The organism is Streptomyces sp. NBC_00252 (assembly GCF_036187565.1).
Classification (GTDB): domain Bacteria; phylum Actinomycetota; class Actinomycetes; order Streptomycetales; family Streptomycetaceae; genus Streptomyces.
In genome coordinates this window covers 4,453,441-4,475,864 of sequence record NZ_CP108087.1, presented here as the reverse complement: position 1 = coordinate 4,475,864, position 22,424 = coordinate 4,453,441, and the positions used below count along the sequence as shown (strand labels likewise).

The 22,424-nt window shown below is 70.5% G+C and carries 22 protein-coding genes and 1 tRNA gene; 10 read left to right on the top strand and 13 right to left on the bottom strand.

What is annotated here, in order from left to right; translation table 11 throughout:
• Window positions 1-119 precede the first annotated feature (119 nt).
• The 3 genes from galT to galK are packed head-to-tail and all read left to right on the top strand — an operon-like array spanning window position 120 to window position 3,305.
• Entirely contained in the window at window positions 120-1,178 is a 1,059-nt protein-coding gene (gene galT, locus OHT77_RS19365; RefSeq protein ID WP_266771492.1) for a galactose-1-phosphate uridylyltransferase, read from the top strand.
• Window positions 1,178-2,140 (top strand): UDP-glucose 4-epimerase GalE, encoded by a 963-nt coding sequence (galE, locus tag OHT77_RS19360; protein ID WP_266771494.1) that lies wholly within the window; start codon window positions 1,178-1,180, stop codon window positions 2,138-2,140. Before galT ends, galE begins: the two co-directional genes overlap by 1 nt.
• 22 nt (window positions 2,141-2,162) lie before the next feature.
• The gene (gene galK / locus OHT77_RS19355; protein WP_328829763.1) at window positions 2,163-3,305 is read left to right on the top strand and encodes a galactokinase; all 1,143 of its coding nucleotides are present in this window, start codon (window positions 2,163-2,165) and stop codon (window positions 3,303-3,305) included.
• Window positions 3,306-3,439: 134 nt separating this feature from the next.
• Here the strand turns inward: galK and OHT77_RS19350 are convergent, their stop codons facing one another.
• Window positions 3,440-4,678 carry an MFS transporter gene (locus tag OHT77_RS19350; RefSeq protein WP_328829762.1) on the bottom strand — a complete coding sequence of 413 codons (1,239 nt, stop codon included), beginning with the start codon at window positions 4,676-4,678 and terminating at the stop codon, window positions 3,440-3,442.
• Window positions 4,679-4,793: 115 nt separating this feature from the next.
• On the bottom strand, window positions 4,794-5,249 hold the full coding sequence (locus OHT77_RS19345; RefSeq protein WP_328829761.1) for a GNAT family N-acetyltransferase: 456 nt from the start codon (window positions 5,247-5,249) through the stop codon (window positions 4,794-4,796).
• A 261-nt stretch (window positions 5,250-5,510) separates the two neighbouring features.
• On the opposite strand from OHT77_RS19345, the gene OHT77_RS19340 reads away from it, so the two are divergent.
• On the top strand, window positions 5,511-6,278 hold the full coding sequence (locus tag OHT77_RS19340; RefSeq protein ID WP_328829760.1) for a response regulator transcription factor: 768 nt from the start codon (window positions 5,511-5,513) through the stop codon (window positions 6,276-6,278).
• Here OHT77_RS19340 and OHT77_RS19335 read toward each other — a convergent pair.
• Window positions 6,237-6,734 (bottom strand): MarR family winged helix-turn-helix transcriptional regulator, encoded by a 498-nt coding sequence (locus OHT77_RS19335; protein WP_019064646.1) that lies wholly within the window; start codon window positions 6,732-6,734, stop codon window positions 6,237-6,239. The genes OHT77_RS19340 and OHT77_RS19335 overlap by 42 nt on opposite strands.
• A gap of 103 nt (window positions 6,735-6,837) precedes the next feature.
• Here OHT77_RS19335 and OHT77_RS19330 point away from each other — a divergent pair, with 103 nt between their 5' ends.
• The 3 genes from OHT77_RS19330 (at window position 6,838) to OHT77_RS19320 (ending at window position 8,287) form a co-directional block, all read left to right on the top strand.
• The gene (locus tag OHT77_RS19330; protein WP_328829759.1) at window positions 6,838-7,641 is read left to right on the top strand and encodes a trans-aconitate 2-methyltransferase; all 804 of its coding nucleotides are present in this window, start codon (window positions 6,838-6,840) and stop codon (window positions 7,639-7,641) included.
• A 3-nt stretch (window positions 7,642-7,644) separates the two neighbouring features.
• The gene (locus OHT77_RS19325; RefSeq protein ID WP_328829758.1) at window positions 7,645-8,031 is read left to right on the top strand and encodes a VOC family protein; all 387 of its coding nucleotides are present in this window, start codon (window positions 7,645-7,647) and stop codon (window positions 8,029-8,031) included.
• Window positions 8,032-8,113: 82 nt separating this feature from the next.
• Window positions 8,114-8,287, top strand: a complete 174-nt coding sequence (locus OHT77_RS19320; RefSeq protein WP_078652648.1) for a CsbD family protein — start codon at window positions 8,114-8,116, stop codon at window positions 8,285-8,287.
• A 62-nt stretch (window positions 8,288-8,349) separates the two neighbouring features.
• Here the strand turns inward: OHT77_RS19320 and OHT77_RS19315 are convergent, their stop codons facing one another.
• Both OHT77_RS19315 and OHT77_RS19310 read right to left on the bottom strand, forming a co-directional pair.
• Window positions 8,350-9,027: a TetR/AcrR family transcriptional regulator gene (locus OHT77_RS19315; RefSeq protein ID WP_266771507.1), complete on the bottom strand. Its 678-nt coding sequence runs from the start codon at window positions 9,025-9,027 to the stop codon at window positions 8,350-8,352.
• Complete coding sequence (locus OHT77_RS19310; protein ID WP_328829757.1) at window positions 9,024-10,040, bottom strand: acyl-CoA desaturase; 1,017 nt, start codon at window positions 10,038-10,040, stop codon at window positions 9,024-9,026. The genes OHT77_RS19315 and OHT77_RS19310 overlap by 4 nt, the downstream gene beginning before the upstream one ends.
• A gap of 307 nt (window positions 10,041-10,347) precedes the next feature.
• Between OHT77_RS19310 and ppc the strand changes: the two genes are divergently transcribed.
• Window positions 10,348-13,080, top strand: coding sequence for a phosphoenolpyruvate carboxylase (gene ppc, locus OHT77_RS19305; RefSeq protein WP_328829755.1), 2,733 nt, complete (start codon window positions 10,348-10,350; stop codon window positions 13,078-13,080).
• 68 nt (window positions 13,081-13,148) lie between these two features.
• Here ppc and OHT77_RS19300 read toward each other — a convergent pair whose 3' ends face one another.
• The 6 genes from OHT77_RS19300 to OHT77_RS19275 all read right to left on the bottom strand — a co-directional run bounded on the left by OHT77_RS19300 (window position 13,149) and on the right by OHT77_RS19275 (window position 18,022).
• Window positions 13,149-13,649 (bottom strand): hypothetical protein, encoded by a 501-nt coding sequence (locus OHT77_RS19300; RefSeq protein WP_328829754.1) that lies wholly within the window; start codon window positions 13,647-13,649, stop codon window positions 13,149-13,151.
• A gap of 88 nt (window positions 13,650-13,737) precedes the next feature.
• Window positions 13,738-14,340 carry an aminoacyl-tRNA hydrolase gene (gene pth, locus OHT77_RS19295; RefSeq protein WP_318016797.1) on the bottom strand — a complete coding sequence of 201 codons (603 nt, stop codon included), beginning with the start codon at window positions 14,338-14,340 and terminating at the stop codon, window positions 13,738-13,740.
• A 101-nt stretch (window positions 14,341-14,441) separates the two neighbouring features.
• Window positions 14,442-15,029, bottom strand: coding sequence for a 50S ribosomal protein L25/general stress protein Ctc (locus OHT77_RS19290; protein ID WP_328829753.1), 588 nt, complete (start codon window positions 15,027-15,029; stop codon window positions 14,442-14,444).
• Window positions 15,030-15,282: 253 nt separating this feature from the next.
• Window positions 15,283-16,263 (bottom strand): ribose-phosphate diphosphokinase, encoded by a 981-nt coding sequence (locus tag OHT77_RS19285; protein ID WP_328829751.1) that lies wholly within the window; start codon window positions 16,261-16,263, stop codon window positions 15,283-15,285.
• 77 nt (window positions 16,264-16,340) lie between these two features.
• Window positions 16,341-17,786: a bifunctional UDP-N-acetylglucosamine diphosphorylase/glucosamine-1-phosphate N-acetyltransferase GlmU gene (gene glmU / locus OHT77_RS19280; RefSeq protein WP_328829750.1), complete on the bottom strand. Its 1,446-nt coding sequence runs from the start codon at window positions 17,784-17,786 to the stop codon at window positions 16,341-16,343.
• A 164-nt stretch (window positions 17,787-17,950) separates the two neighbouring features.
• Window positions 17,951-18,022 (bottom strand) — tRNA-Gln (locus tag OHT77_RS19275).
• A 194-nt stretch (window positions 18,023-18,216) separates the two neighbouring features.
• On the opposite strand from OHT77_RS19275, the gene OHT77_RS19270 reads away from it, so the two are divergent.
• Window positions 18,217-19,533, top strand: a complete 1,317-nt coding sequence (locus tag OHT77_RS19270) for a sensor histidine kinase (RefSeq protein WP_328829749.1) — start codon at window positions 18,217-18,219, stop codon at window positions 19,531-19,533.
• A 215-nt stretch (window positions 19,534-19,748) separates the two neighbouring features.
• Here OHT77_RS19270 and OHT77_RS19265 read toward each other — a convergent pair whose 3' ends face one another.
• Window positions 19,749-20,243, bottom strand: a complete 495-nt coding sequence (locus tag OHT77_RS19265; protein WP_328829748.1) for an SUKH-3 domain-containing protein — start codon at window positions 20,241-20,243, stop codon at window positions 19,749-19,751.
• Between the two features lie 273 nt (window positions 20,244-20,516).
• Entirely contained in the window at window positions 20,517-21,056 is a 540-nt protein-coding gene (locus tag OHT77_RS19260) for a YwqJ-related putative deaminase (protein ID WP_328829746.1), read from the bottom strand.
• Between the two features lie 372 nt (window positions 21,057-21,428).
• Between OHT77_RS19260 and OHT77_RS19255 the strand changes: the two genes are divergently transcribed.
• Complete coding sequence (locus OHT77_RS19255; protein WP_328829745.1) at window positions 21,429-22,424, top strand: SMI1/KNR4 family protein; 996 nt, start codon at window positions 21,429-21,431, stop codon at window positions 22,422-22,424.

The window sequence follows — 22,424 nt, the reverse complement described above, 5'->3', positions numbered from 1 at the left end:
TCTGGTGTTCTTTGTTTGATTGTGATGGTGACGGCTGGGGGGATTTGTGGTTTGATGTGTTTGGTTCTGTGTTGGGTTATGTGTGAAGCGTGGATGTACGTACGGATGGAGAGCCCGGCGTGAAGAAGACCTCGACCCGGTTGGCCGACGGTCGTGAGCTCATCTACTACGACCTGCGGGACGACACCGTGCGCGACGCGGTGGACCGACGCCCGCTGGAGCGCACGGTCACCACTTCGGAGGTACGGCGGGACGTGCTGCTCGGCGACGCGGTGGCCATCGCCTCGCACCGCCAGGGCCGCACCTACCACCCGCCGGCCGACCAGTGCCCGCTCTGCCCGACGACCGGCGACCGGCTCAGCGAGATCCCGGACTCGTCGTACGACGTCGCGGTCTTCGAGAACCGTTTCCCCTCGCTGGCCGGCGACTCCGGGCGCTGCGAGGTGGTCTGCTTCACCTCCGACCACGACGCGTCCTTCGCCTCGCTGACGGAGGAGCAGGCGCGCCTCGTCCTCGACGCGTGGACCGACCGGACGTCGGAACTGTCGCATCTACCCTCCGTCGAGCAGGTCTTCTGTTTCGAGAACCGGGGCGAGGAGATCGGTGTGACGCTCGGTCATCCTCACGGCCAGATCTACGCCTACCCCTTCACCACCCCCCGCACGTCTCTGATGCTGCGTTCACTTGCGGCACACAAGGAGGCGACCGGCGGGGAGAACCTCTTCGACTCGGTCCTGGAGAGCGAACTCGCCGGTGAGCGGGTCGTCCTTGAGGGTGAACACTGGGCGGCCTTCGTGCCGTACGCCGCGCACTGGCCCTACGAGGTCCACCTGTACCCGAAGCGCCGGGTGCCGGACCTGCTCGGGCTCGACGAGGCGGCGCGCACAGAGTTCCCCAAGGTCTATCTGGAACTCTTGAGGCGCTTCGACCGGATCTTCGGTGAGGGCGAGCCTCCGACGCCGTACATCTCCGCCTGGCACCAGGCGCCGTTCGGCACGCTGGAGGAGTTCGACGGGGTGAGCCGCGACGACTTCGCGCTCCACCTCGAGCTTTTCACCATTCGCCGTACGTCCGGCAAGCTGAAGTTCCTCGCGGGTTCCGAGTCCGGCATGAGCGTGTTCATCAACGACGTGCCGCCGGAGCGCGCGGCCGAGCGACTGCGAGAGGTAGCGAGTTGATGAGCGGTAAGTACCTGGTCACGGGCGGAGCGGGTTACGTGGGCAGCGTGGTCGCCCAGCACCTGCTGGAGGCGGGCCACGAGGTCACCGTCCTGGACAACCTCTCGACGGGGTTCCGTGAGGGCGTGCCGGCGGGTGCTTCCTTCATCGAGGGCGACATCAGGGACGCGGCCAAGTGGCTCGACTCCTCCTACGACGCCGTCCTCCACTTCGCCGCGTTCTCCCAGGTCGGCGAGTCCGTCGTGAAGCCCGAGAAGTACTGGGACAACAACGTCGGCGGCTCGATGGCCCTCCTCGCCGCGATGCGCGAGGCCGGCGTCCGCAAGCTCGTCTTCTCCTCCACGGCCGCCACCTACGGCGAGCCCGACGAGGTCCCGATCGTCGAGACCGCCCGCACCTCCCCGACGAACCCCTACGGCGCGTCGAAGCTGTCGGTCGACTTCATGATCACCAGCGAGGCGCAGGCCCACGGCCTCGGCGCGGTCTCGCTGCGCTACTTCAACGTGGCCGGGGCGTACGGCAGTTGCGGCGAGCGCCACCAGCCCGAGTCGCACCTCATCCCGCTCGTCCTCCAGGTCGCCCAGGGCAAGCGCGACGCGATCTCCGTCTACGGCGACGACTACCCGACGCCGGACGGCACCTGCGTCCGCGACTACATCCACGTCGCGGACCTGGCCGACGCGCACCTGCTCGCGCTGAAGGCCGCCACCCCGGGCGAGCACCTGATCTGCAACCTGGGCAACGGCGAGGGCTTCTCCGTCCGCCAGGTCATCGAGACGGTGCGTCAGGTCACCGGGCACCCGATCCCCGAGGTCGTGGCCCCGCGCCGCGGCGGCGACCCGGCGACCCTGGTGGCGTCGGCGACCCGGGCCAAGGAGCGCCTCGGCTGGAACCCGTCCCGCGCGGATCTCGCGGGCATCGTCGCGGACGCGTGGGCGTTCGCGCAGAACGTATCGAACTGATCGAAGGGCTAGGGGATCGCACGTGGGTGTACGCGAGGGCTTCGGGGAGCTGTACGGGACGGCTCCCGAGGGCGTCTGGGCCGCGCCGGGCCGGGTCAACCTGATCGGCGAGTACACCGACTTCAACGAGGGCTTCGTGATGCCGCTCGCCCTGCCGCACACGGCGGTGGCGGCGGTGTCCCGCCGTACGGACGGTGTCCTGCGCCTGCACTCGGCGGACATCGAGGGTCCCGTCGTGGAGCTGCATGTCGAGACACTCGCCCCGCGCACGAACACCAGCTGGGCCGCGTACCCGGCGGGCGTGGTGTGGGTGCTGCGCGAGGCGGGGCACGAAGTGACCGGTGCGGACATCCACTTGTCGTCCACGGTCCCGACGGGCGCGGGCCTCTCGTCGTCGGCGGCGCTTGAGGTCGTCACGGCGCTCGCGCTCAACGACCTCTTCGAACTCGGCCTGTCCGGGCAGGAGTTGGCCCGTTTCTCGCAGCGCGCGGAGAACGACTTCGTCGGCGTGCCCTGCGGCATCATGGACCAGACGGCCTCGGCCTGCTGCGAGGACGGCCACGCGCTGCACCTCGACTGCCGGGACCTGTCGATCCGTCAGATCCCCTTCGACCTCGCGTCGGAGGGCCTCTCGCTGCTGGTCGTCGACTCCCGCGTGAAGCACGCGCTGGGCGACGGCGAGTACGCGGAGCGCCGCGAGGGCTGCGAGGAGGGCGCGCGGCAGCTGGGCGTGCCGTTCCTGCGGGACGTGGCGTACGAGGACCTGGAGTCGTCGCTGGCCCGTCTGTCGGACGAACGGATCCAGCGCTACGTCCGCCACGTCGTCTCCGACGACCACCGCGTCGACCAGGTCATCGGCCTGCTCGACGCGGGCGAGGTACGCGCGATCGGCCCGGTCCTCACCGAGGGCCACATCTCCCTCCGCGACGATCTGCGCATCTCCTGCCCGGAGTTGGACCTCGTCGTCGACACCGCGGTCGGCGCGGGTGCCCTGGGCGCCCGTATGACCGGCGGCGGCTTCGGCGGCTCGGCGATCGTCCTCGTCGAGGCCGACGACACGGACACGGTCACGAAGGCGATCGAGGAGGCCTTCGCGACCGCGGGCTACACCGCGCCGCGCGTGTTCCCGGCGGTGCCTTCGGCGGGCGCGCGACGCCTGAGCTGACGGATCGCTCGAGAAGACGCCCCGGGCAGCCGGGGCGTCTTCGTTCACCGGCCGGATCCGGGTGCAACCGCCGCTTCCCGTACCGCCGTTGCCGGTTGTGACGGTCGTCGGCTGCCCACCGCCCCGCCCCCTGGTCAGTGCGTCGCGCGCAGCTCCCGTACCCCCGGAGCCAGCAGCGCTCCGAGCGTGGCGAGGACGATCAGGGACGCGCAGCCCGCGAGGGTGTGGCCCAGGCCGACGGTCGCCGCGAGCGGGCCCGCGACGAGCAGGCCCAGCGGGGCGAGGGCGAGGGAGCCGAAGCCGTCGTAGGAGCTGACGCGGGAGAGGGACTCCTCGGGGATCTCGCGGTGGATGGTGGTGGCCCACAGGACGCCGAAGACGTCGTTGGAGATCCCGGCGGTGAACATCGCGGCGGCGATCAGCCAGACCGGGGCGCGGACCGCGAGGAGGGCGATCGGGACGGCCGCGGGGAAGGTGGCGAGGACGGCCACCAGGATCGGGCGACGGACCCGGACCCGGGCGGCCAGGCCCGCGCCCGCGATCGTGCCCAGGGCCTGCGCGGCGACGATGACCGACCAGGCGCGGGCACCGCCGAGGTAGTGCTCGGCGGTCAGCGGGCCGAGGACTCCCACGTTCGCGTTGAGCGCGGCGATCACGATCGACCACTGGGCCACCACGGCCCACAGCCACTGGCGGGACGCGAACTCCCGCCAGCCCTCCCGGAGATCGGCCCAGCCGGTGGATTTCCTGGGCGGGCGTGCGGCGACCGGGAGGCGGACGGTGAGGGCCGCGCTGACGACGAAGGACGCGGCGTTCAGCGCGAGCGCCCAGCCCGCTCCCACCAGGGCCACCGTCACACCCGACAGCGCGAGGCCCAGCAGCCGGGCGCTGTTGGTGCCCACCCGCAGCAGACCGTTGGCCTGCTGGAGGCGTTCGCCGGAGACGATCAGCGGGACGATGCCGTCCATCGCCGGGAGGAACAGGGCCGAGGCCGTGCCGGCCGCCACCGCCAGCACGCACATCGCGGGCAGCGGCGCGTGCCCGGACAGCACCAGCGCGGCCAGGCCCGTGTACGCCACCGCGCCCATCAGCTCCGCGAGCGCCATCAGCCGGGCGCGTGACATGCGGTCCGCGATGACCCCGCCCGCCAGGATGAACATCAGCTGCGGCAGCGCCTGGCAGGCCAGCACGAGCGAGAGCCGGCCGGGGCTCGCTCCGGGGAGGGCGAGGACCGCGAAGGCGAGGGCGACGGCGGCGAAGCCGTTGCCCAGCACGGACACGGTCCGGGCGCTCGCGAGCAGCACGAACGCGGGCTCACGCCACAGTGATGTCGGTCCCGGACGCTCGGCGGTGGTGGCTGAAGTGGATGTCACGGCCAGGGACTTTAGAGGACCCGCGTCGGCCCGCGGCGCCCGATTCCGACGCGCGGCGGGAACCGGCCAATTCGCCGACCGGGGTCACCGGTTCACAGAGATCCCACAGCCGTCCTCACCTCAGGTTCTTGGTGAGGGTGTACTCGGTGATCCCCGGCGGATAGTCCGGGATCACGCTCACCACCTCGTATCCCCGCTTCTGGTAGAACCCCGGCGCCTGGAAGTCCCAGGTCTCCAGGCGGGACGCCCCGCAGCCGCGCTCCTCGCGGGCGATCCGCTCCGCCTCGTCGAGCAGCCGTGAGCCGAGCCCGGTGCCGCGGTGCTGGCCGTCGATCCACAGGTACGTCACATGCAGCCAGTCCGCCCAGCTGTGCCCGACCAGGCCGCCCGCGAGATCACCGACGGCGTCCAACGCCCAGACGTGGAGCGGTACTTCACGTTCGCGAGGGGTGCCGCGCAGCGCGCGGAGCACCGGCGACGCGGCCGTGTTGGTTTCGAGCAGCCGGGCGCGGAGCAGATCGCGTCGCTCTCTGTCGACTTCCGTCTCAATACGAAACATGCGGCTCACCATAAACGCGCCGGACAGTCAGTTCTGCAAATTGGGTTCCGCTATCGCGCCCCGGCCGTACGCTGTGAGCAGCACCGGTGGGGGCCGGTGCCGATCAGGGGGCGAGACAAGTCGGGTACGACGCCCGATGTGGGGGTAACAGTGTCTGCACGGCGGCGGCCGTGCGACGCGGACCGCTCCCGGGCGTCGTACCCGCAATCATCGCTTCGTCTCCCGACGACGAGGTATCCCCTGCTCCACCAGGAGCCTGGGGAAGGGGGTTTCGTGGTTCGCATCCGAGTCCTGGTCGTCGACGACCATCGCATCTTCGCCGAATCGCTCGCCGCGGCACTGGCGGCCGAGCCCGATGTCGACGTCTCCGCGGCCGGCAGCGGTCCGGCCGCGCTGCGCTGCATGGAGCGCGCGAACGCGGAGGGCCGCAAGTTCGACGTCCTGCTCGTGGACGCCGATCTGGGCGGCAATGTCCCGGGCGTCCGGCCCGCCGTCCCTGTTCAGGCGGGCAACGAGGACGGGCTGGTGGACGGGATCTCCCTGGTCGCCGGGGTCCGTTCGGCCCAGCCGAGCGTGCGGATGGTCGTGCTGGCCGAGAAGGACGATCCGCGCCGGGCCGCGCTTGCGCTGCAGGCGGGGGCTTCCGGCTGGGTCGCCAAGGACTGCTCGCTGTCCAGGCTTTTAACCGTCATACGAGGTGTCCTGCGCGACGAGACACATCTGCCGCCGGCTCTGCTGACCGGCGTCCTGCGGGAGTTGACGGCCGCGCGCAAGCACCGCACCGAGAGCGAGCGCCTGGTGGAGTCGCTGACCCCGCGTGAGCGCGAGGTGCTGCGCTGCATGGTGGCCGGCTTGGGGCGCAAGGCGGTCGCCGAGCGACTGTTCCTCTCGCCGCACACGGTCCGGACGCATATGCAAAACGTGCTCGGCAAGCTGGGCGTCCACTCCACCCTCGCGGCGGTCGCGCTGGCGCGGCGTGCGGGGGTCGGTCCCGTCGACCTAACCGGGGATGTTGTCGAACGGGGCGGTCAACTGGCGTAGCAGGCCCGCCAGTTCGCCCCGCTGGGCGCGGGAGAGTTCCGCGAGGATCGCGCGCTCCTGCGCCAGCAGTCCGGCCAGGGCCTGGTCCGCGCGGTCCTGGCCCTCCTCGGTGAGCCGGACCAGTACGCCCCGGCGGTCGCTGGGGTCGGGGAGCCGCTCGACGAGACCCTTCTGCGCGAGCCGGTCGATACGGTTCGTCATCGTGCCGGACGTCACCAGGGTCTGCGTCAGCAGCTGGCCGGGGGAGAGCTGGTAGGGGCTGCCCGCGCGCCTGAGCGCCGTCAGCACGTCGAACTCCCAGGGCTCCAGGCTGTGCTCGGCGAACGCCAGCCGCCTGGCCCGGTCCAGATGCCGGGCCAGCCTGCTCACCCGGCTGAGCACTTCGAGTGGCTCCACGTCGAGGTCGGGGCGCTCCCGGCGCCACGCTGCGACAAGCCGATCGACCTCGTCCTCCATGACGATCAGTGTAGTGGTTGTGTCGACATGAAGTCTCTTGATATCAAGCCTCTCGGTGAGGAGTCTCTTGACATCAAGATATGTGGGCGGGGAAGGTGGAGGCATGACGACTTGGGACCCCGCTCAGTACCTGCGCCACGCCGGCCACCGCGCCCGTCCGTTCGCGGACCTGCTCGCCCGCGTCGGCGACCTCCCCGCCGCCGCGCCCCGCATCGCCGACCTCGGCTGCGGCCCGGGCAACGTGACCACCGTCCTCGCCGACCGCTGGCCCACCGCGCACATCACCGGCTACGACAACTCGCCCGAGATGCTCGCCAGGACCGAGGCCCACGCCGGTCCCACCCCCGGCGGCGGCCGCCTCGACTTCGCCCACGCGGACGCGACGGAGTGGACACCGGCCCAGACGTACGACCTGATCGTGTCGAACGCGGCGCTGCAGTGGGTGCCGGGTCACCTGGACCGGTTCGGCGACTGGGTCACCGCGCTGGCCCCCGGCGGCACCTTCGCCTTCCAGGTCCCGGACAACATCGACGCCCCCCTGCACGCCCTGATGCGCGAACTGGCCGGCACCGCCCGCTGGAAGCCCCGCCTGGGCGAGGTCCTGCGCCGCGAGGACTCGGTCCACGGCCCCGGCGTCTACCTCGACCACCTGGCCCGGCTGGGCTGCGCCCCCGACGTCTGGCAGACGACGTACCAGCACATCCTCCCCGGCGAGGACCCGGTCCTCGACTGGGTCAAGGGCACGGGCCTGCGCCCGGTCCTGACGGCCCTGGCCGACGACCCCGAGGCACGGGACGCCTTCGTCGCCGAGTACCGCGACCTGCTCCGCGAGGCGTACCCGACGAAGGCCTACGGCACGGTCCTCCCGTTCCGCCGGCTGTTCGCGGTGGCCCGCAAGGAGGCGTGAGGGATGCTCGAGGCCGTGGACCACGTGCAGCTGGCGGCCCCGCCGGGCTCCGAGGACGCGCTGCGGCGGTACTACGTCGACGTCCTCGGGATGACCGAGCTCCCGAAGCCGCCCGTGCTGGCCGCGCGGGGCGGGTGCTGGTTCGCGGCCGGGACGGTGCGGCTGCACCTGGGGATCGAGGACGCCCCCGCCGAAGGCGGAAAATGTCACTTTCGCCCGGCCAGGAAGGCGCATCCCGGGCTTCGGGTGACCGGCATCGAGGCGTACGCGGCGCGGCTGAAGTCCCTTGGGGCGTCCGTCACTTGGGACCACGATCTGCCGGGGCACCGGCGTTTCTACTCCGAGGATCCGGTGGGGAACCGGCTGGAGTTCCTGGAGCCGACGGGCTGAGCCGTGTTTGCCCTCCGGTATCGCGGCTACCCGGTCGGTGGCGCCGAGTTCCTAGTTCCGAACCGACCGGGAGTGATGAACCGTGGCAAAGGACGAGAAGGCCAAGGCCAAGAAGGAACAGGCCAAGGGCAAGGCCAAGGAGACCGTGGGCCGTGCGGTGGGAAACGAGACCATGAAGGCCAAGGGCCAGGCCGAGAAGTCCAAGGGAGACGCTCGCCAGGCCAAGGAGAAGGCGAAGGACGCGTTCAAGCGCTGACGCCGGAAGCGGTGAGGGGCCCCTGCCGGACGGCAGCGGCCCCTCTTGCGTGCGCTACGGCTTCAGCTCTTGCGGTGCCCTATCAGCCGGGGCTTCGCCTCCAGGCCGTCCAGCCCGTGCCAGGCCAGGTTCACCAGATGCGCGGCGACCTCGGCCTTCTTCGGGCGGCGGACGTCCAGCCACCACTGGCCGGTCAGGGCGACCATGCCGACGAGGGCCTGGGCGTAGAGCGGGGCCAGCTTCGCGTCGAAGCCCCGGCTCTTGAACTCGCGGCCCAGGATGTCCTCGACCTGCGTCGCGATGTCCGAGATCAGGGACGCGAAGGACCCGGTGGACTGGGGGATGGGGGAGTCGCGGACCAGGATGCGGAAGCCGTCCGTGTACTCCTCGATGTAGTCGAGGAGGGCGAAGGCCGCCTGTTCGCACAGCTCGCGGGGGTGGCCGGCGGTCAGCGAGCTGGTCACCATGTCCAGCAGGCGGCGCATCTCGCGGTCCACCACCACCGCGTACAGGCCCTCCTTGCCGCCGAAGTGCTCGTAGACCACCGGCTTGGAGACCCCGGCCTTCGCCGCGATCTCCTCCACCGACGTGGCCTCGAAGCCCTTCGTCGCGAAGAGCGTGCGACCGACCTCGAGCAACTGCGCCCGGCGTTCCGCTCCCGTCATCCGGGTGCGGCGCGCGCGTCGGGGCTTCTCGTTGCTCGGGGTACTGCTGGGATCGGTCGCCACGGCGTCAATCATGCCGCCTCCGCCGACTCCTTCCGGGGCTGAGAGCCGTCCGTACCGGAGATACGGCGCGAATCGATACGCGAGCGTGACGGCCAGCGCACGTCATAGGCCCAGCCGAGCTGCTCGCACCAGCGGATGATCCGGGCCGAGGAATCCAGCTGGCCGCGCATCACACCGTGCCGCGCGGAGGTCGGGTCGGCGTGGTGCAGGTTGTGCCAGGACTCGCCGCAGGACAGGATCGCCAGCCACCACACGTTGCCCGAGCGGTCCCGGGACTTGAAGGGGCGCTTGCCGACCGCGTGGCAGATCGAGTTGATCGACCAGGTCACGTGGTGCAGCAGCGCGACCCGCACCAGCGAGCCCCAGAAGAAGCCGGTGAACGCGCCCCACCAGGACATCGTCGCCAGTCCGCCGATCAGCGCCGGCAGCGCGAGCGACAGCATCGTCCAGTAGATGAAGTGGCGGGAGATCGTCCGGATCGCCTTGTCCTTGATCAGGTCGGGCGCGTACTTGTCCTGCGGGGTGCGCTCCTCGTCGAACATCCACGCGATGTGCGCCCACCACAGGCCCTTGATCAGGGCCGGCACCGTCTCGCCGTAGCGCCACGGCGAATGCGGGTCGCCCTCGGCGTCGGAGAACTTGTGGTGCTTGCGGTGGTCGGCGACCCAGCGCACCAGCGGACCCTCGACGGCCATCGACCCGGCGATGGCGATGGCGATCCGCAGCGGGCGCTTCGCCTTGAACGAGCCGTGCGTGAAGTACCGGTGGTAGCCGATCGTCACGCCGTGGCAGCCGAGGTAGTAGAAGAACACGAGCAGGCCGAGGTCCAGCCAGCTCACCCCGCCCCAGCTCCAGGCCAGCGGCACCGCCGCGACCAGGGCGAGGAACGGGACGGTGATGAAGAGGAGCAGTGTGAGCTGTTCCAGCGACCCCTTCTTCTCGCCGCCCAGCGTGGCGGCGGGCAGCGGAGTGCCGTCGTCGTTCGCCCGCGGGGCGTCGTCGATCACATCGGAGCTCGTGGTCATGGGCGTCCCCTGTGGGGTTCGGAGGTGGAGGCGGAGCGTCGGACGGCGGGAGCCGGGCAGTGGCAGTTCAGCATGGACATCCCTACGGTTCCGTAACCTACGGCGACGTAAGTATGGCAGTGCGTCGACCGGTGGACGAAGCCCGTGAGACCGCGCGTCAGAGTGGACACCTATCCTTGGTGTCGGTCGGACAGCGCGGTCCGCTCTGTTTTCTTCCCGGATGTCCGTCCCGTATGCGGCAGCCGCCGTGGGACCGCCGTCCGGGTTCCCTCCAGACGAGCTTCAAACACTGCAAGGAGCCGCACCTGTGAGCAGTGCCGACGACCAGGCCACCACGACCAACAACGAGTTGCGCGCCGACATCCGGCGCCTCGGCGACCTCCTCGGCGAGACCCTCGTCCGCCAGGAGGGCCCCGAGCTGCTCGAACTGGTCGAGAAGGTCCGCCGCCTCACCCGGGAGGACGGCGAGGCCGCCGCCGAGCTGCTGCGCGGCACCGAACTGGAGACCGCCGCCAAGCTGGTCCGCGCCTTCTCCACCTACTTCCACCTGGCCAACGTCACCGAGCAGGTGCACCGCGGCCGCGAGCTGCGCGCCCGCCGCGCCGCCGAGGGCGGTCTCCTCGCCCGGACGGCCGACCGCCTCAAGGACGCCGACCCCGACCACCTGCGCGAGACGGTCAAGAACCTGAACGTGCGGCCGGTCTTCACCGCGCACCCCACCGAGGCCGCGCGCCGGTCCGTCCTGAACAAGCTCCGGCGCATCGCCACGCTGCTGGAGACCCCGGTCATCGAGTCCGACCGCCGTCGCTACGACACCCGACTGGCCGAGAACATCGACCTGGTGTGGCAGACCGACGAGCTGCGCGTCGTACGCCCGGAGCCCGCCGACGAAGCGCGCAACGCCATCTACTACCTCGACGAGCTGCACGCGGGCGCCGTCGGAGACGTCCTGGAGGACCTCACGGCCGAGCTGGAGCGCGTCGGCGTCAAGCTGCCCGACGACACCCGCCCGCTCACCTTCGGCACCTGGATCGGCGGCGACCGGGACGGCAACCCGAACGTCACGCCCCAGGTCACCTGGGACGTCCTGATCCTCCAGCACGAGCACGGCATCAACGACGCGCTGGAGACGATCGACGAGCTGCGCGGCTTCCTCTCCAACTCCATCCGCTACACGGGCGCGACGGAGGAACTGCTGGAGTCCCTCCAGGCGGACCTGGAGCGGCTGCCCGAGATCAGCCCCCGCTACAAGCGCCTCAACGCCGAGGAGCCGTACCGCCTCAAGGCCACCTGCATCCGGCAGAAGCTGGAGAACACCAAGAGCCGGCTGGCCAAGGGCACCCCGCACGAGGACGGCCGCGACTACCTCGGCACCGCCGAGCTGCTGCACGACCTCACCCTGATCCAGGCCTCCCTGCGCGCCCACCGCGGCGGCCTCTTCGCCGACGGCCGCATGGACCGTACGATCCGCACGCTCGGCGCGTTCGGCCTCCAGCTCGCCACCATGGACGTGCGCGAGCACGCGGACGCCCACCACCACGCGCTCGGCCAGCTCTTCGACCGGCTCGGCGAGGAGTCCTGGCGGTACTCCGACATGCCCCGCGAGTACCGCGCGAAGCTGCTCGCCAAGGAGCTGCGCTCGCGCCGTCCGCTCGCTCCCACCCCGGCGCCCGTCGACGCGGCCGGCGAGAAGACCCTCGGTGTCTTCGAGACCGTCAAGAAGGCGCTCGCGGTGTTCGGGCCCGAGGTCATCGAGTCGTACATCATCTCGATGTGCCAGGGCGCCGACGACGTGTTCGCCGCCGCCGTGCTCGCCCGCGAGGCCGGGCTCATCGATCTGCACGCCGGGTGGGCGAAGGTCGGCATCGTCCCGCTGCTGGAGACCACGGACGAGCTGAAGGCCGCCGACACCATCCTCGAGGACATGCTCTCCGACCCGTCCTACCGGCGCCTCGTCGCGCTGCGCGGGGACGTCCAGGAGGTCATGCTCGGCTACTCCGACTCGTCGAAGTTCGGCGGCATCACCACCTCGCAGTGGGAGATCCACCGGGCGCAGCGCCGCCTGCGCGACGTGGCCCACCGCTACGGCGTCCGGCTCCGCCTGTTCCACGGCCGCGGCGGAACCGTCGGCCGCGGTGGCGGTCCCTCGCACGACGCGATCCTCGCCCAGCCCTGGGGCACCCTGGAGGGCGAGATCAAGGTGACCGAGCAGGGCGAGGTCATCTCCGACAAGTACCTCGTGCCGTCACTGGCCCGCGAGAACCTCGAACTGACCGTCGCGGCGACGCTCCAGGCGTCCGCCCTGCACACCTCGCCCCGCCAGTCCGACGAGGCGCTGGCCCGCTGGGACGCGGCCATGGACGTGGTGAGCGACGCGGCCCACTCCGCCTACCGCAGGCTGGTCGAGGACCCGGACCTCCCGACGTACTTCCTCGCCTCCACGCCGGTCGACCAGCTCGCCGAACTGCACCTGGGCTCGCGGCCCTCCCGCCGCCCCGGCTCGGGCGTCTCGCTCGACGGACTGCGCGCCATCCCGTGGGTGTTCGGCTGGACCCAGTCCCGGCAGATCGTGCCCGGCTGGTTCGGCGTGGGCTCCGGCCTGAAGGCGCTGCGCGAGGCGGGCCTGGACACCGTGCTCGAAGAGATGCACGAGCAGTGGCACTTCTTCCGCAACTTCCTCTCGAACGTCGAGATGACCCTCGCGAAGACGGACCTGCGGATCGCCCAGCACTACGTCGACACCCTCGTCCCCGACGAGTTGAAGCACGTGTTCGACACCATCCGGGCCGAGCACGACCTGACCGTGGCCGAGGTGCTCCGCATCACCGGTGAGACCGAACTCCTCGACGCCACCCCGGTGTTGAAGCAGACGTTCACCATCCGCGACGCCTACCTCGACCCGATCTCCTACCTCCAGGTCGCCCTGCTGAAGCGCCAGCGCGACGAGGCGGCGGCGGGCGCGGACCCCGACCCGCTGCTCAGCCGCGCCCTGCTCCTCACGGTGAACGGCGTGGCGGCGGGCCTGCGCAACACCGGCTGACCGGCGAAACCACGGGTGCCCCCGAGCTGTCGTAGAAGCTCGGGGGCACTTTTCTGTCCTACGGCCGTTCAGAGGGCCAGGAACGCCGCCGTCAGCAGGGCGATCCCCGACCCGGCCAGCACCCACGCGGCCCGGGTCAGCCGGAGGCCGCCCGCGACCACCACCGAGGCCAGCAGGAGGGCGCCGCCGAGGGGGATCCAGGCGTAGAGGATGCCGGCGGGACCGGAGCGCAGGACCTCGTCGGTGCCGGGCTTCACGACGACGGTGTACGTCTTGCCCTTCTTCACCGCGACCGTGTGCTCGATGACCACCTTGGCGCGGGCCTTCGACCCCGTGGAGACCGGTGTGTACGGCCCGGTGCAGGTGTCGTCGCCGCACGCGGTGACCTCGACCGTGCCGCTCTCGCGGCCCTTGGTCAGCATCACGTTGTGCGCGGTCGGCCACGAGCCCCACACCCCGGCGATCAGGAGCAGCACGGTGACCGTGCCCATCGCCGCGAGCCGTCCGAAGGTCAGGGCGGCGAAGGCGCCGGGCGAGGCGGAGGCTGCGGGTGACATGGCGGGGATCATTGGCCATACCTGCACGCGCGGTCAACTCCCGCATGGGATAAACCGGTTGATGCCGGGTGATCGAGGTAAACAGGGCAAGTCGGACAGGTCAGGAGTTGTACGCGCTCTGCGCCCGCTCCAGGCCCTCGCTCACCAGGCACTCCACGGAGTCCGTCGCCCGGTCCACCAGGAAGTCCAGCTCCTTGCGCTCCGTGGAGGAGAAGTCCTTCAACACGAAGTCGGCGACCTGCATCCGGCCCGGCGGACGCCCGATGCCGAACCGCACCCGGTGGTAGTCCGGGCCCATCGCCTTGGTCATCGACTTGAGACCGTTGTGGCCGTTGTCGCCGCCGCCGAGTTTGAGGCGGAGGGTGCCGTAGTCGATGTCGAGTTCGTCGTGCACGGCGACGACGTTCGCGAGCGGCACCTTGTAGAAGTCGCGCAGCGCGTTGACCGGGCCGCCCGACAGGTTCATGAACGACGTCGGCTTCACCAGCACGACCCGGCGGCTCGCCGGACCCGGGGCGCCGATCCGGCCCTCCAGGACCTGCGCCTGTGCCTTGCCGGCCCGCTTGAACTTGCCGCCGATCCGCTCGGCCAGCAGGTCGGCCACCATGAAGCCCACGTTGTGCCGGTTGTTCGCGTACTCGGGGCCAGGGTTCCCGAGCCCCACGATCAGCCAGGGGGCGTTGGCGTCGGTCGTCACGTCCATGTCTCCATTGCTGTGATGCGCGGGGACACCCCCCGGACTACCGGCAGCCGGCCGCTGCCCCCGGTGGGAACAGCGGCCGGCGAAACGGTGAGCGGTGAGGATCAGGCCTCGGCGGACTCGCCCTCGGCGTCCTCCGTGGAGGCCTCCTCGGCCTGCGCGGCCAGGACCTGGAGGACGACCGCGTCCTCGTCGATCGCCAGCGTGGTGCCCTTGGGCAGCGGGATGTCCTTGGCGGCGATGGAGGCACCGGCCTCCAGGCCCGCGATGGACACGGTGACCGACTCGGGGATGTGCGTGGCCTCGGCCTCGACGGTGATCGTGCTCAGCACGTGCTCCAGCAGGAAGGAGCCCGGGGCCAGCTCGCCCTCGGTGTGGACGTAGACCTCGACGGTGACCTTCTCGCCGCTCTTCACGGTGAGCAGGTCGACGTGCTCGAGGAAGCCCTTGATGGCGTCACGCTGGACGGCCTTCGGGATGGCGAGCTGGGTCTTGCCCTCGATGTCCAGGGTCAGCAGGACGTTCGGGGTACGCAGGGCGAGCTGGAGCTCGTGGCCCGGCAGGGTGACGTGCAGCGGGTCGACACCGTGGCCGTAGACCACGGCGGGAACCTTCTTGTCCCGGCGGATACGGCGGGCGGCACCCTTGCCGAACTCGGTACGGGTCTCGGCGGTGAGCTTGACGTCGGCCATGGCTACTCCTCGTAGAACAGGTGGGGTGGGGGTCCCCCCGCTCGAGCGAAGTCGAGAGTGGGGGCGGTCACCCGGCCGAACATCGGCCTGCTACGAAGAGCGCGTCGATAACGGACCGCCGTACCCCAACAGGTACGGCCTCCCTCGCCGAGCAACTGTGGCAGCTTACTCGGCGGGGAGGCCGTAACAGAAATCGATCTTTCAGAAGCGCCGGTCAGTCAGCGCCCCCGAAGGGGCCCCTCCAGCGGAGCGTTCAGTGCTCGTCGAAGAGGCTTGTGACCGAGCCGTCCTCGAAGACCTCGCGGACCGCGCTGGCGATGGTCGGGGCGATCGACAGGACGGTGATCTTGTCCAGGTCGGCGCCCAGTTCGCCCGGCGTCGGGAGGGTGTCCGTGAGGACGAACTCGCTGACGCGGGAGTTCTTCAGACGGTCGGCGGCGGGGCCGGACAGCACGCCGTGGGTGGCCGTCACGATGACGTCCTCCGCGCCGTGCGCGAACAGGGCGTCCGCCGCGGCGCAGATCGTGCCGCCGGTGTCGATCATGTCGTCGACCAGGACGCAGACGCGGCCCTTGACCTCACCGACGACCTCGTGGACGGTCACCTGGTTCGCCACGTCCTTGTCGCGCCGCTTGTGCACGATCGCGAGGGGCGCGCCGAGGCGGTCGCACCAGCGGTCGGCGACGCGCACGCGGCCGGCGTCCGGGGAGACGACGGTCAGCTTGCTGCGGTCGACCTTGCTGCCCACGTAGTCCGCCAGCAGCGGGAGGGCGAACAGATGATCCACGGGGCCGTCGAAGAAGCCCTGGATCTGGTCGGTGTGCAGGTCGACGGTGAGGATGCGGTGCGCACCCGCCGTCTTCATCAGGTCCGCGACCAGCCGGGCCGAGATCGGCTCACGGCCGCGGTGCTTCTTGTCCTGGCGGGCGTAGCCGTAGAACGGCACGATCACCGTGATGGAGCGGGCCGACGCGCGCTTGAGGGCGTCGATCATGATGAGCTGTTCCATGATCCACTGGTTGATCGGAGCCGTGTGGCTCTGGATCACGAAACAGTCCGCACCGCGCACCGACTCCTCGAAGCGGACGTAGATCTCGCCGTTCGCGAAGTCGAAGGCCTTCGTCGGGACGACCCCGACACCCAGCTGCTGGGCGACCTCCTTGGCAAGCTCGGGGTGGGCGCGGCCGGAGAAGAACATCATCTTCTTCTCGCCGGTCGTCTTGATCCCGGTCACAGCACTGTCTCCTCAGAGGGTTATCAACTGGGTGTGCGTTTATCACGGTACGCCGTGTTCGACGCACCCGTTTCCGGTCAGTCTTCGCTCTCGCCCTGGCGGGAAGCCGTTTCGGCGGCCTTCGCCGCCGCGCTGCCCGGACGCTTGCGGGCGACCCAGCCCTCGATATTCCGCTGCTGGCCCCGGGCCACGGCCAGCGAACCGGGCGGTACGTCCTTCGTGATCACGGAGCCGGCGGCGGTGTACGAGCCGTCCCCGATCGTGACGGGTGCCACAAACATATTGTCCGAACCCGTCCGGCAATGCGATCCCACGGTGGTGTGGTGTTTGTCCTGTCCGTCGTAGTTGACGAACACGCTTGCCGCTCCGATGTTCGTGTACTCGCCGATCGTCGCGTCCCCGACATAGGAGAGGTGCGGGATCTTCGTCCCCTCGCCGATCGTCGCGTTCTTCGTCTCGACGTACGTCCCGATCTTGCCCTTCGCGCCCAGCCGGGTGCCGGGACGGAGGTAGGCGAACGGGCCGACGGACGCCTGCGGGCCGATGTGCGAGCTGAAGGCGACGGTGTTGTCGACGCGGGCGCCGGCCTCGACGGTGGTGTCCGTCAGGCGGGTGTTGGGGCCGACCTCGGCGCCCTCGCCGATGTGGGTGGCGCCGTGCAGCTGGGTGCCGGGGTGGACGACCGCGTCCTGGGCGAAGGTGACGTCGACGTCGATCCAGGTGGTCGCCGGGTCGATGACGGTGACGCCGGCGAGCATGGCCTCGGTCAGCAGGCGGTCGTTCAGGATGCGGCGGGCTTCCGAGAGCTGCACGCGGTTGTTGATGCCGGCGATCTCGCGGTGGTCGCCCGCGACGGAGGCGCCGACCCGGTGCCCGGCCTCGCGCAGGATGCCGAGGACGTCGGTGAGGTACTCCTCGCCCTGGCTGTTGTCGGTGCGCACCTTGCCGAGGGCGTCGGCGAGCAGCTGGCCGTCGAAGGCGAAGACCCCGGAGTTGATCTCGCGGATCGCGCGCTGCGAGTCGGAGGCGTCCTTGTGCTCGACGATCGCGGTCACCGCGCCGGAGGCGCCGTCGCGGACGATACGGCCGTAACCGGTGGCGTCCGGGACCTCGGCGGTCAGGACCGTCACCGCGTTGCCGTCGGCGGAGTGGTTCGCGGCGAGGGCGCGGAGGGTCTCGCCTTGGAGGAGGGGGGTGTCTCCGCAGACGACGACCACCGTGCCGTCGACGGTGCCGAGTTCTTCGAGCGCCATGCGTACGGCGTGACCGGTGCCGTTCTGCTCCGCCTGGACCGCGGTCCGTACGCCGGGGTCGGTCTCACCGAGGTGGGCGGTCACCTGCTCGCGGGCGTGGCCCACGACGACGACCAGGTTCTCCGGCTCCAACTCGCGGGCGGCGGCCAGCACATGACCGACGAGGGTCCGGCCGCAGAGCTCGTGCAGGACCTTCGGTGTGGCCGACTTCATACGGGTGCCCTCACCCGCTGCGAGGACGACGACGGCTGCCGGGCGAATGGCGCTCACGGGTTTGCCCTTCGGCTTCGGAATGCTGGGGGGTGGACATTCGCAGGATACCGGGGCGTTTCATGGGGGACATGAGAGTGGGCCCTGACGGTGCTGTCAGGGCCCTAACAGGTGTGTGAGGGGAGGGAGTTGCTCAAGTGCCGATCAGTTGCGATCGGGTTGGGCTCCCCCGCCAGGACTCGAACCCGGACAAATGGCACCAAAAGCCACGGTGCTGCCAATTACACCACGGGGGATCAAACTCGTGAGAACCGGACATTTAGCCTGGTCGCCGAGTGGGCACCCAACACTATGCCGTACCGGATGGCCTCCGTGCGACGGTACTTCTCCACGGTGATCGAATTCGTCACCGTCCGACTACGCGTCGTGGTCTGGGCCACGCGGCGAAACTCACCGGAAAACCGGGCCCCGGCGCCCTTAGGCTGGAGGCATGACCACGACGGGGGAAGACCATGCCGCGGCCCGGGGAGGGCCGTGGTGGTGGACCAGGTGGCGCAGTGCGGTGCTCGACGCGGGGCTCGCGGCGGGGTCCGCCGCGGAGTGCGGGGCGGAGGGCGTCCGGTTCGCCCGGGACGCCGGGGTCCCGGTGGCCGTCGGTGTCGTCTTCGGGGTGCTGGCCGGCTCGACGCTGATCGTCCGCCGGAAGTGGCCCATCGCCGTCGTCCTCGTCTCCATCGCCATCACTCCGGCCCAGATGGGCTATGTGATGGGCATCGTCGGCCTGTACACGCTGGCCGCGTCCGAGCTGCCGCGCCGGATCATCGGGGCGCTCGCGGGGATGTCGTTCCTCGGGATGCTCATCGTCATGTTCGTGCGGGTACGGCAGGACATGCAGCACGGCACGTGGGAACTCGGCGACTGGTTCCTTCCGTTCGCCTCCATCACCACGGCGGTCGGGATGACCGCGCCGCCTGTGCTGCTCGGTATGTACGTGGGGGCCCGGCGGCGGCTGATGGAGAGTCTTCGGGAGCGGGCGGACAGTCTGGAGCGGGAGCTTCAGCTTCTTGCCGAGCGGGCGGAGGAGCGGGCCGAGTGGGCCCGGGGGGAGGAGCGGACTCGGATCGCCCGTGAGATGCACGATGTCGTCGCGCATCGGGTGAGTCTGATGGTCGTGCATGCGGCGGCGTTGCAGGCGGTGGCTCGGAAGGATCCTGAGAAGGCCGTGAAGAACGCTGCCCTTGTGGGGGACATGGGGCGGCAGGCGCTCACCGAACTCCGGGAGATGCTCGGGGTGTTGAGGAGTGGCGACGGGCGGGGTGAGCGGGAGCGGGCGGCCGTGCCGTTGGTCGCGGTGGCCGCGGCTGCTGCCGCTGCGGCTTCTCGGGCCGTCGATGACGAGGGTGTTGGTGAGGGGCCCTGTCTGTCCGACGTGGACGAGTTGCTCGGGCAGTCCGCCGCGGCCGGGATGGCTGTGGATCTGTCGGTGGAGGGTGAGACCCGCTCTTATGCGGCCGAGATCGAGCAGACCGCGTATCGGGTGGTGCAGGAGGCGTTGACCAACGTCCACAAGCATGCGGCGGGGGCGAAGACGCATGTGCGGCTTGCGCACCGGGTGTCCGAGATCGCCATGCAGGTCGAGAACGAACCTCCGCCGGAGTTGGCGTCGGCGTCTGCTGCGCGGTTGCCCTCTGGGGGGAACGGGCTGGTGGGGATGCGGGAGCGGGTGCTCGCGCTGGGCGGGGTTTTTGTTTCCGGGCCTACGGATGCCGGGGGGTTCCGGGTGTCTGCGGTGATTCCGGCGGTTTGAGTTTCGGGTGCGGTCTCGTGGGTGGGTGCCCGTGCGTTGTGGTTCGCCTGTGGTGCGTTGGGGGGCGGCGCCGCGCCGGGGGGTGTCCGTCCTCGGATCGGCGCGGCGGCGTTTCTTGAGAGTGCAGCGGTGTTGAGCGCCGACCGCTGCGGGCGGACACCCCCCGACACGTCGCCTTCTCGCCGTACGCGGCTTGCCGTCCTCTTTGCTTGGTGTCAGCCCGCAGTGAGGCGTACCGGCTCTATGCCCGCGACCAGGGTCGCCAGGGCCTGGTCGATGTCGTGGCCCAGGTACCAGTCGCCGGTGTGATCCAGGGCGTAGACGCGGCCCTCGGCGTCGATGGCCAGGAGGGACTGGGTGTCGGGTTCCTCGCCCAGGGGGCTGACGTCGGTGTCCAGGGCGCGGCCCAGGTCGCCGAGGGTGCGGGCCATGTGGAGGCCGTGCAGGGGGTCCAGGTGGAGTGATACGGGGGAGATCTGGCGGCCGGGGCCGGAGGGTGTGATGTGCAGGCCGCCGAACTCGGCCCAGACCTCCACCGCTGCCGGGAAGACGGCGTGCTGGTGGCCCGCGGGCGAGGTGTGGTCGCGCAGGGTGTCCGCCCAGATCTCGGCCTGCTTTATGTCCCAGCGGCCCGGCTGCCAGCCGGCGGCGCGCAGGGCGGCGTCCACGGGTACGGAGAAGCGCGTGGTGGAGTGGCGGTCGGCTTGCATCTGCCTTCGATCGTCGGCGTCAGGGACGGTGGAGCCTGTGGTGCCAGTGGTGCGGTGGAGTTTTGGTGCCGGTGGTGCCGGTGGTGTCGGTGGTGTCTGTGGCGCGGTGGAGCTGTGGTGCCTGTGGTGCCTGTGGCGCGGTGGCGCGGTGGTGCCTGGTGCGGTGGTGCCTGGTGCTGTGGAGCTGTGGAGCTGTCGTGCCGGTGGTGCCTGTGGCGGGGTGGTGCGGTTGTGTTGGTCGTGCGGTGGAGATGTGGTGCTACGGGGGTGGGGTCAGCCTGATTCCGTCGTGGGGTCGACGATTCGGACGCCGAAGTGGGCGCTGAGGGCTGTGCAGGCCTGGCAGGGGGGCGCGAAGCTGCCGTGCAGGGGGTCGCCGTCCTCGCGGATGCGGCGGGCGGTGAGCTTGGCCTGCTTGAGGGTTTTGCGGGCCTCGCCGTTGGTCATCGGCTTGCGGGCGGCGCGTTTGCTGCGGGTGGCGTCGGCGGCGGCGATATGGCGGGAGATGAGGATCGCCTCGGCGCAGCGGCCGGTGAACCGGTCCCGCTGTGCGCTGCTGAGGGTGTCGAGGAAGTCCTGCACGAGCGGGTGCAGCGCGGGCGGCTGGTCGCCGCGGGCCGCGGTGCCGGTGAGGGTGGTGGCGCCGCGCACGGACAGGGCGGCGGCGACGGTCGGGAGTATGCCGTCACGGCGGTGGTTGAGGGCCGGTGCGTGCGGCGCCTCGGTGGCGCTCCAGCCGACTCTGGGGTCGCCGGAGGGCCCGGTGTGCGCCCCGGTGTGCGGTCCCGTCTGCGTCGCGTTCATGATCGTCATCCCCTCCCGAGCATCCCCCGGCGGGTCACAGAGTGCCAAATGCCGTGGCTGGTGCGGTAGCTGGGGCGGTGCGACACGCCAGGGCTTCGGCGGGCTGTCACGGCGGGGTGACGTCAGGTCACGGAAGTGAGGGTTCGGTGACGGGTGCGGTGCGTTCGGTGAGGGGTGCGGGGAGCGGGTGCTGCCGACCGCTGCCGGTGACCGGTGTCGCCGTACCGCATAGGCTGTCCGCACCGCGATCCACGCGGTCGACGCGTGGAGACAGTCGAACGAAGACGTCAAAAAGACGAGACAGTCGATACGGGGCACAGCAGGGCGAGTTGGACATTCGGCCGCTGTGAATCGTACTGAATGCCGCAGGGGGCAACCGCCATGACGACAGGTCGGCTCGGGCAGCGAGCCGCGCCACCGAACGCGGCCTACGCCGGGCAGGTCGTGCACTTCCCGGACCCGGTCCGGGCGGCCCGTCACCCCCGAGGGGTGCGGATGGACGAGCACGGCTACCCCGACTTCTCGCCGTACGCCCGCGCGGCGGCCGAGATCGCCGAGCCCCCCGAGGGGTTCGGGGTCGATGAGCTGCGGCTGACGGACTACGTGTCGGCGAACGCGGCCCTCGCCGCGACCGGCCACGAGCTGTGGGACACCGTGCCCGCGGTGGCCACCCCGCACGGCTGGACCTGGCACCACGTGGTCGGCACCCGGCGCCTCGAACTCGTCCCCGTCGACGTGAAGGCGCTGCTGCGCCACCACGGCGGGATCGCCACGGCCGCCGTCGACCACGAGAAGCGCGGCACCCGCCCGCTCCAGGAGACCCGCCCCGCGCACTTCGGCCTGCCGAAGTCGGCGGTCGCGGTCACCGAGGCGCAGGTACAGGGCGTCGAGGAGGACCTCGGCTACCGGCTCCCGGGCGCCTACCGCGCGTTCCTCAAGGCGGCCGGCGGCTGCGCGCCCGTCGGCACCGCGCTGGACGCCGAGTTGGGCCTGCTGATCGACCAGCCGTTCTTCACGGTCCGCGACGAGGCGGCCGTCAACGATCTCGTGTACGTCAACAAATGCCTCCGCGACCATCTCACCAAGGACTACCTGGGCGTCGGCTTCGTCCAGGGCGGCCTGCTCGCGGTGAAGGTCAAGGGCCAGGCGCTCGGTTCGGTCTGGTTCTGCGCCTACGACGACGCCCGCGACGTCGACCCGTCGCAGGCGCCGGCCGACCGCGTGGAGCGGCTGCTGCTGCCCGCCGGGGACGACTTCGACCAGTTCCTCGCCCGACTCGCGGGAAATCCCCCGGAGTTGGAGACGGTGGCGAATCTGATGGTGGACGGCGGGTTCGCGACGGTGGTTCCGGCGACGGCGTCCTCGGTGGGGGAGTGA

Excerpts from the sequence above, each read along its gene's own strand:
- galE (WP_266771494.1), top strand. The coding sequence starts at position 1,178 with ATGAGCGGTAAGTACCTGGTCACGGGCGGAGCGGGTTACGTGGGCAGC.
- OHT77_RS19345 (WP_328829761.1), bottom strand. The coding sequence starts at position 5,249 with ATGGTGAGCCGCATGTTTCGTATTGAGACGGAAGTCGACAGAGAGCGA.
- OHT77_RS19335 (WP_019064646.1), bottom strand. The coding sequence starts at position 6,734 with ATGGAGGACGAGGTCGATCGGCTTGTCGCAGCGTGGCGCCGGGAGCGC.
- OHT77_RS19330 (WP_328829759.1), top strand. The coding sequence starts at position 6,838 with ATGACGACTTGGGACCCCGCTCAGTACCTGCGCCACGCCGGCCACCGC.
- OHT77_RS19325 (WP_328829758.1), top strand. The coding sequence starts at position 7,645 with ATGCTCGAGGCCGTGGACCACGTGCAGCTGGCGGCCCCGCCGGGCTCC.
- OHT77_RS19315 (WP_266771507.1), bottom strand. The coding sequence starts at position 9,027 with ATGATTGACGCCGTGGCGACCGATCCCAGCAGTACCCCGAGCAACGAG.
- OHT77_RS19310 (WP_328829757.1), bottom strand. The coding sequence starts at position 10,040 with ATGACCACGAGCTCCGATGTGATCGACGACGCCCCGCGGGCGAACGAC.
- OHT77_RS19300 (WP_328829754.1), bottom strand. The coding sequence starts at position 13,649 with ATGATCCCCGCCATGTCACCCGCAGCCTCCGCCTCGCCCGGCGCCTTC.
- pth (WP_318016797.1), bottom strand. The coding sequence starts at position 14,340 with ATGGACGTGACGACCGACGCCAACGCCCCCTGGCTGATCGTGGGGCTC.
- OHT77_RS19290 (WP_328829753.1), bottom strand. The coding sequence starts at position 15,029 with ATGGCCGACGTCAAGCTCACCGCCGAGACCCGTACCGAGTTCGGCAAG.
- OHT77_RS19270 (WP_328829749.1), top strand. The coding sequence starts at position 18,217 with ATGACCACGACGGGGGAAGACCATGCCGCGGCCCGGGGAGGGCCGTGG.
- OHT77_RS19265 (WP_328829748.1), bottom strand. The coding sequence starts at position 20,243 with ATGCAAGCCGACCGCCACTCCACCACGCGCTTCTCCGTACCCGTGGAC.
- OHT77_RS19260 (WP_328829746.1), bottom strand. The coding sequence starts at position 21,056 with ATGACGATCATGAACGCGACGCAGACGGGACCGCACACCGGGGCGCAC.
- OHT77_RS19255 (WP_328829745.1), top strand. The coding sequence starts at position 21,429 with ATGACGACAGGTCGGCTCGGGCAGCGAGCCGCGCCACCGAACGCGGCC.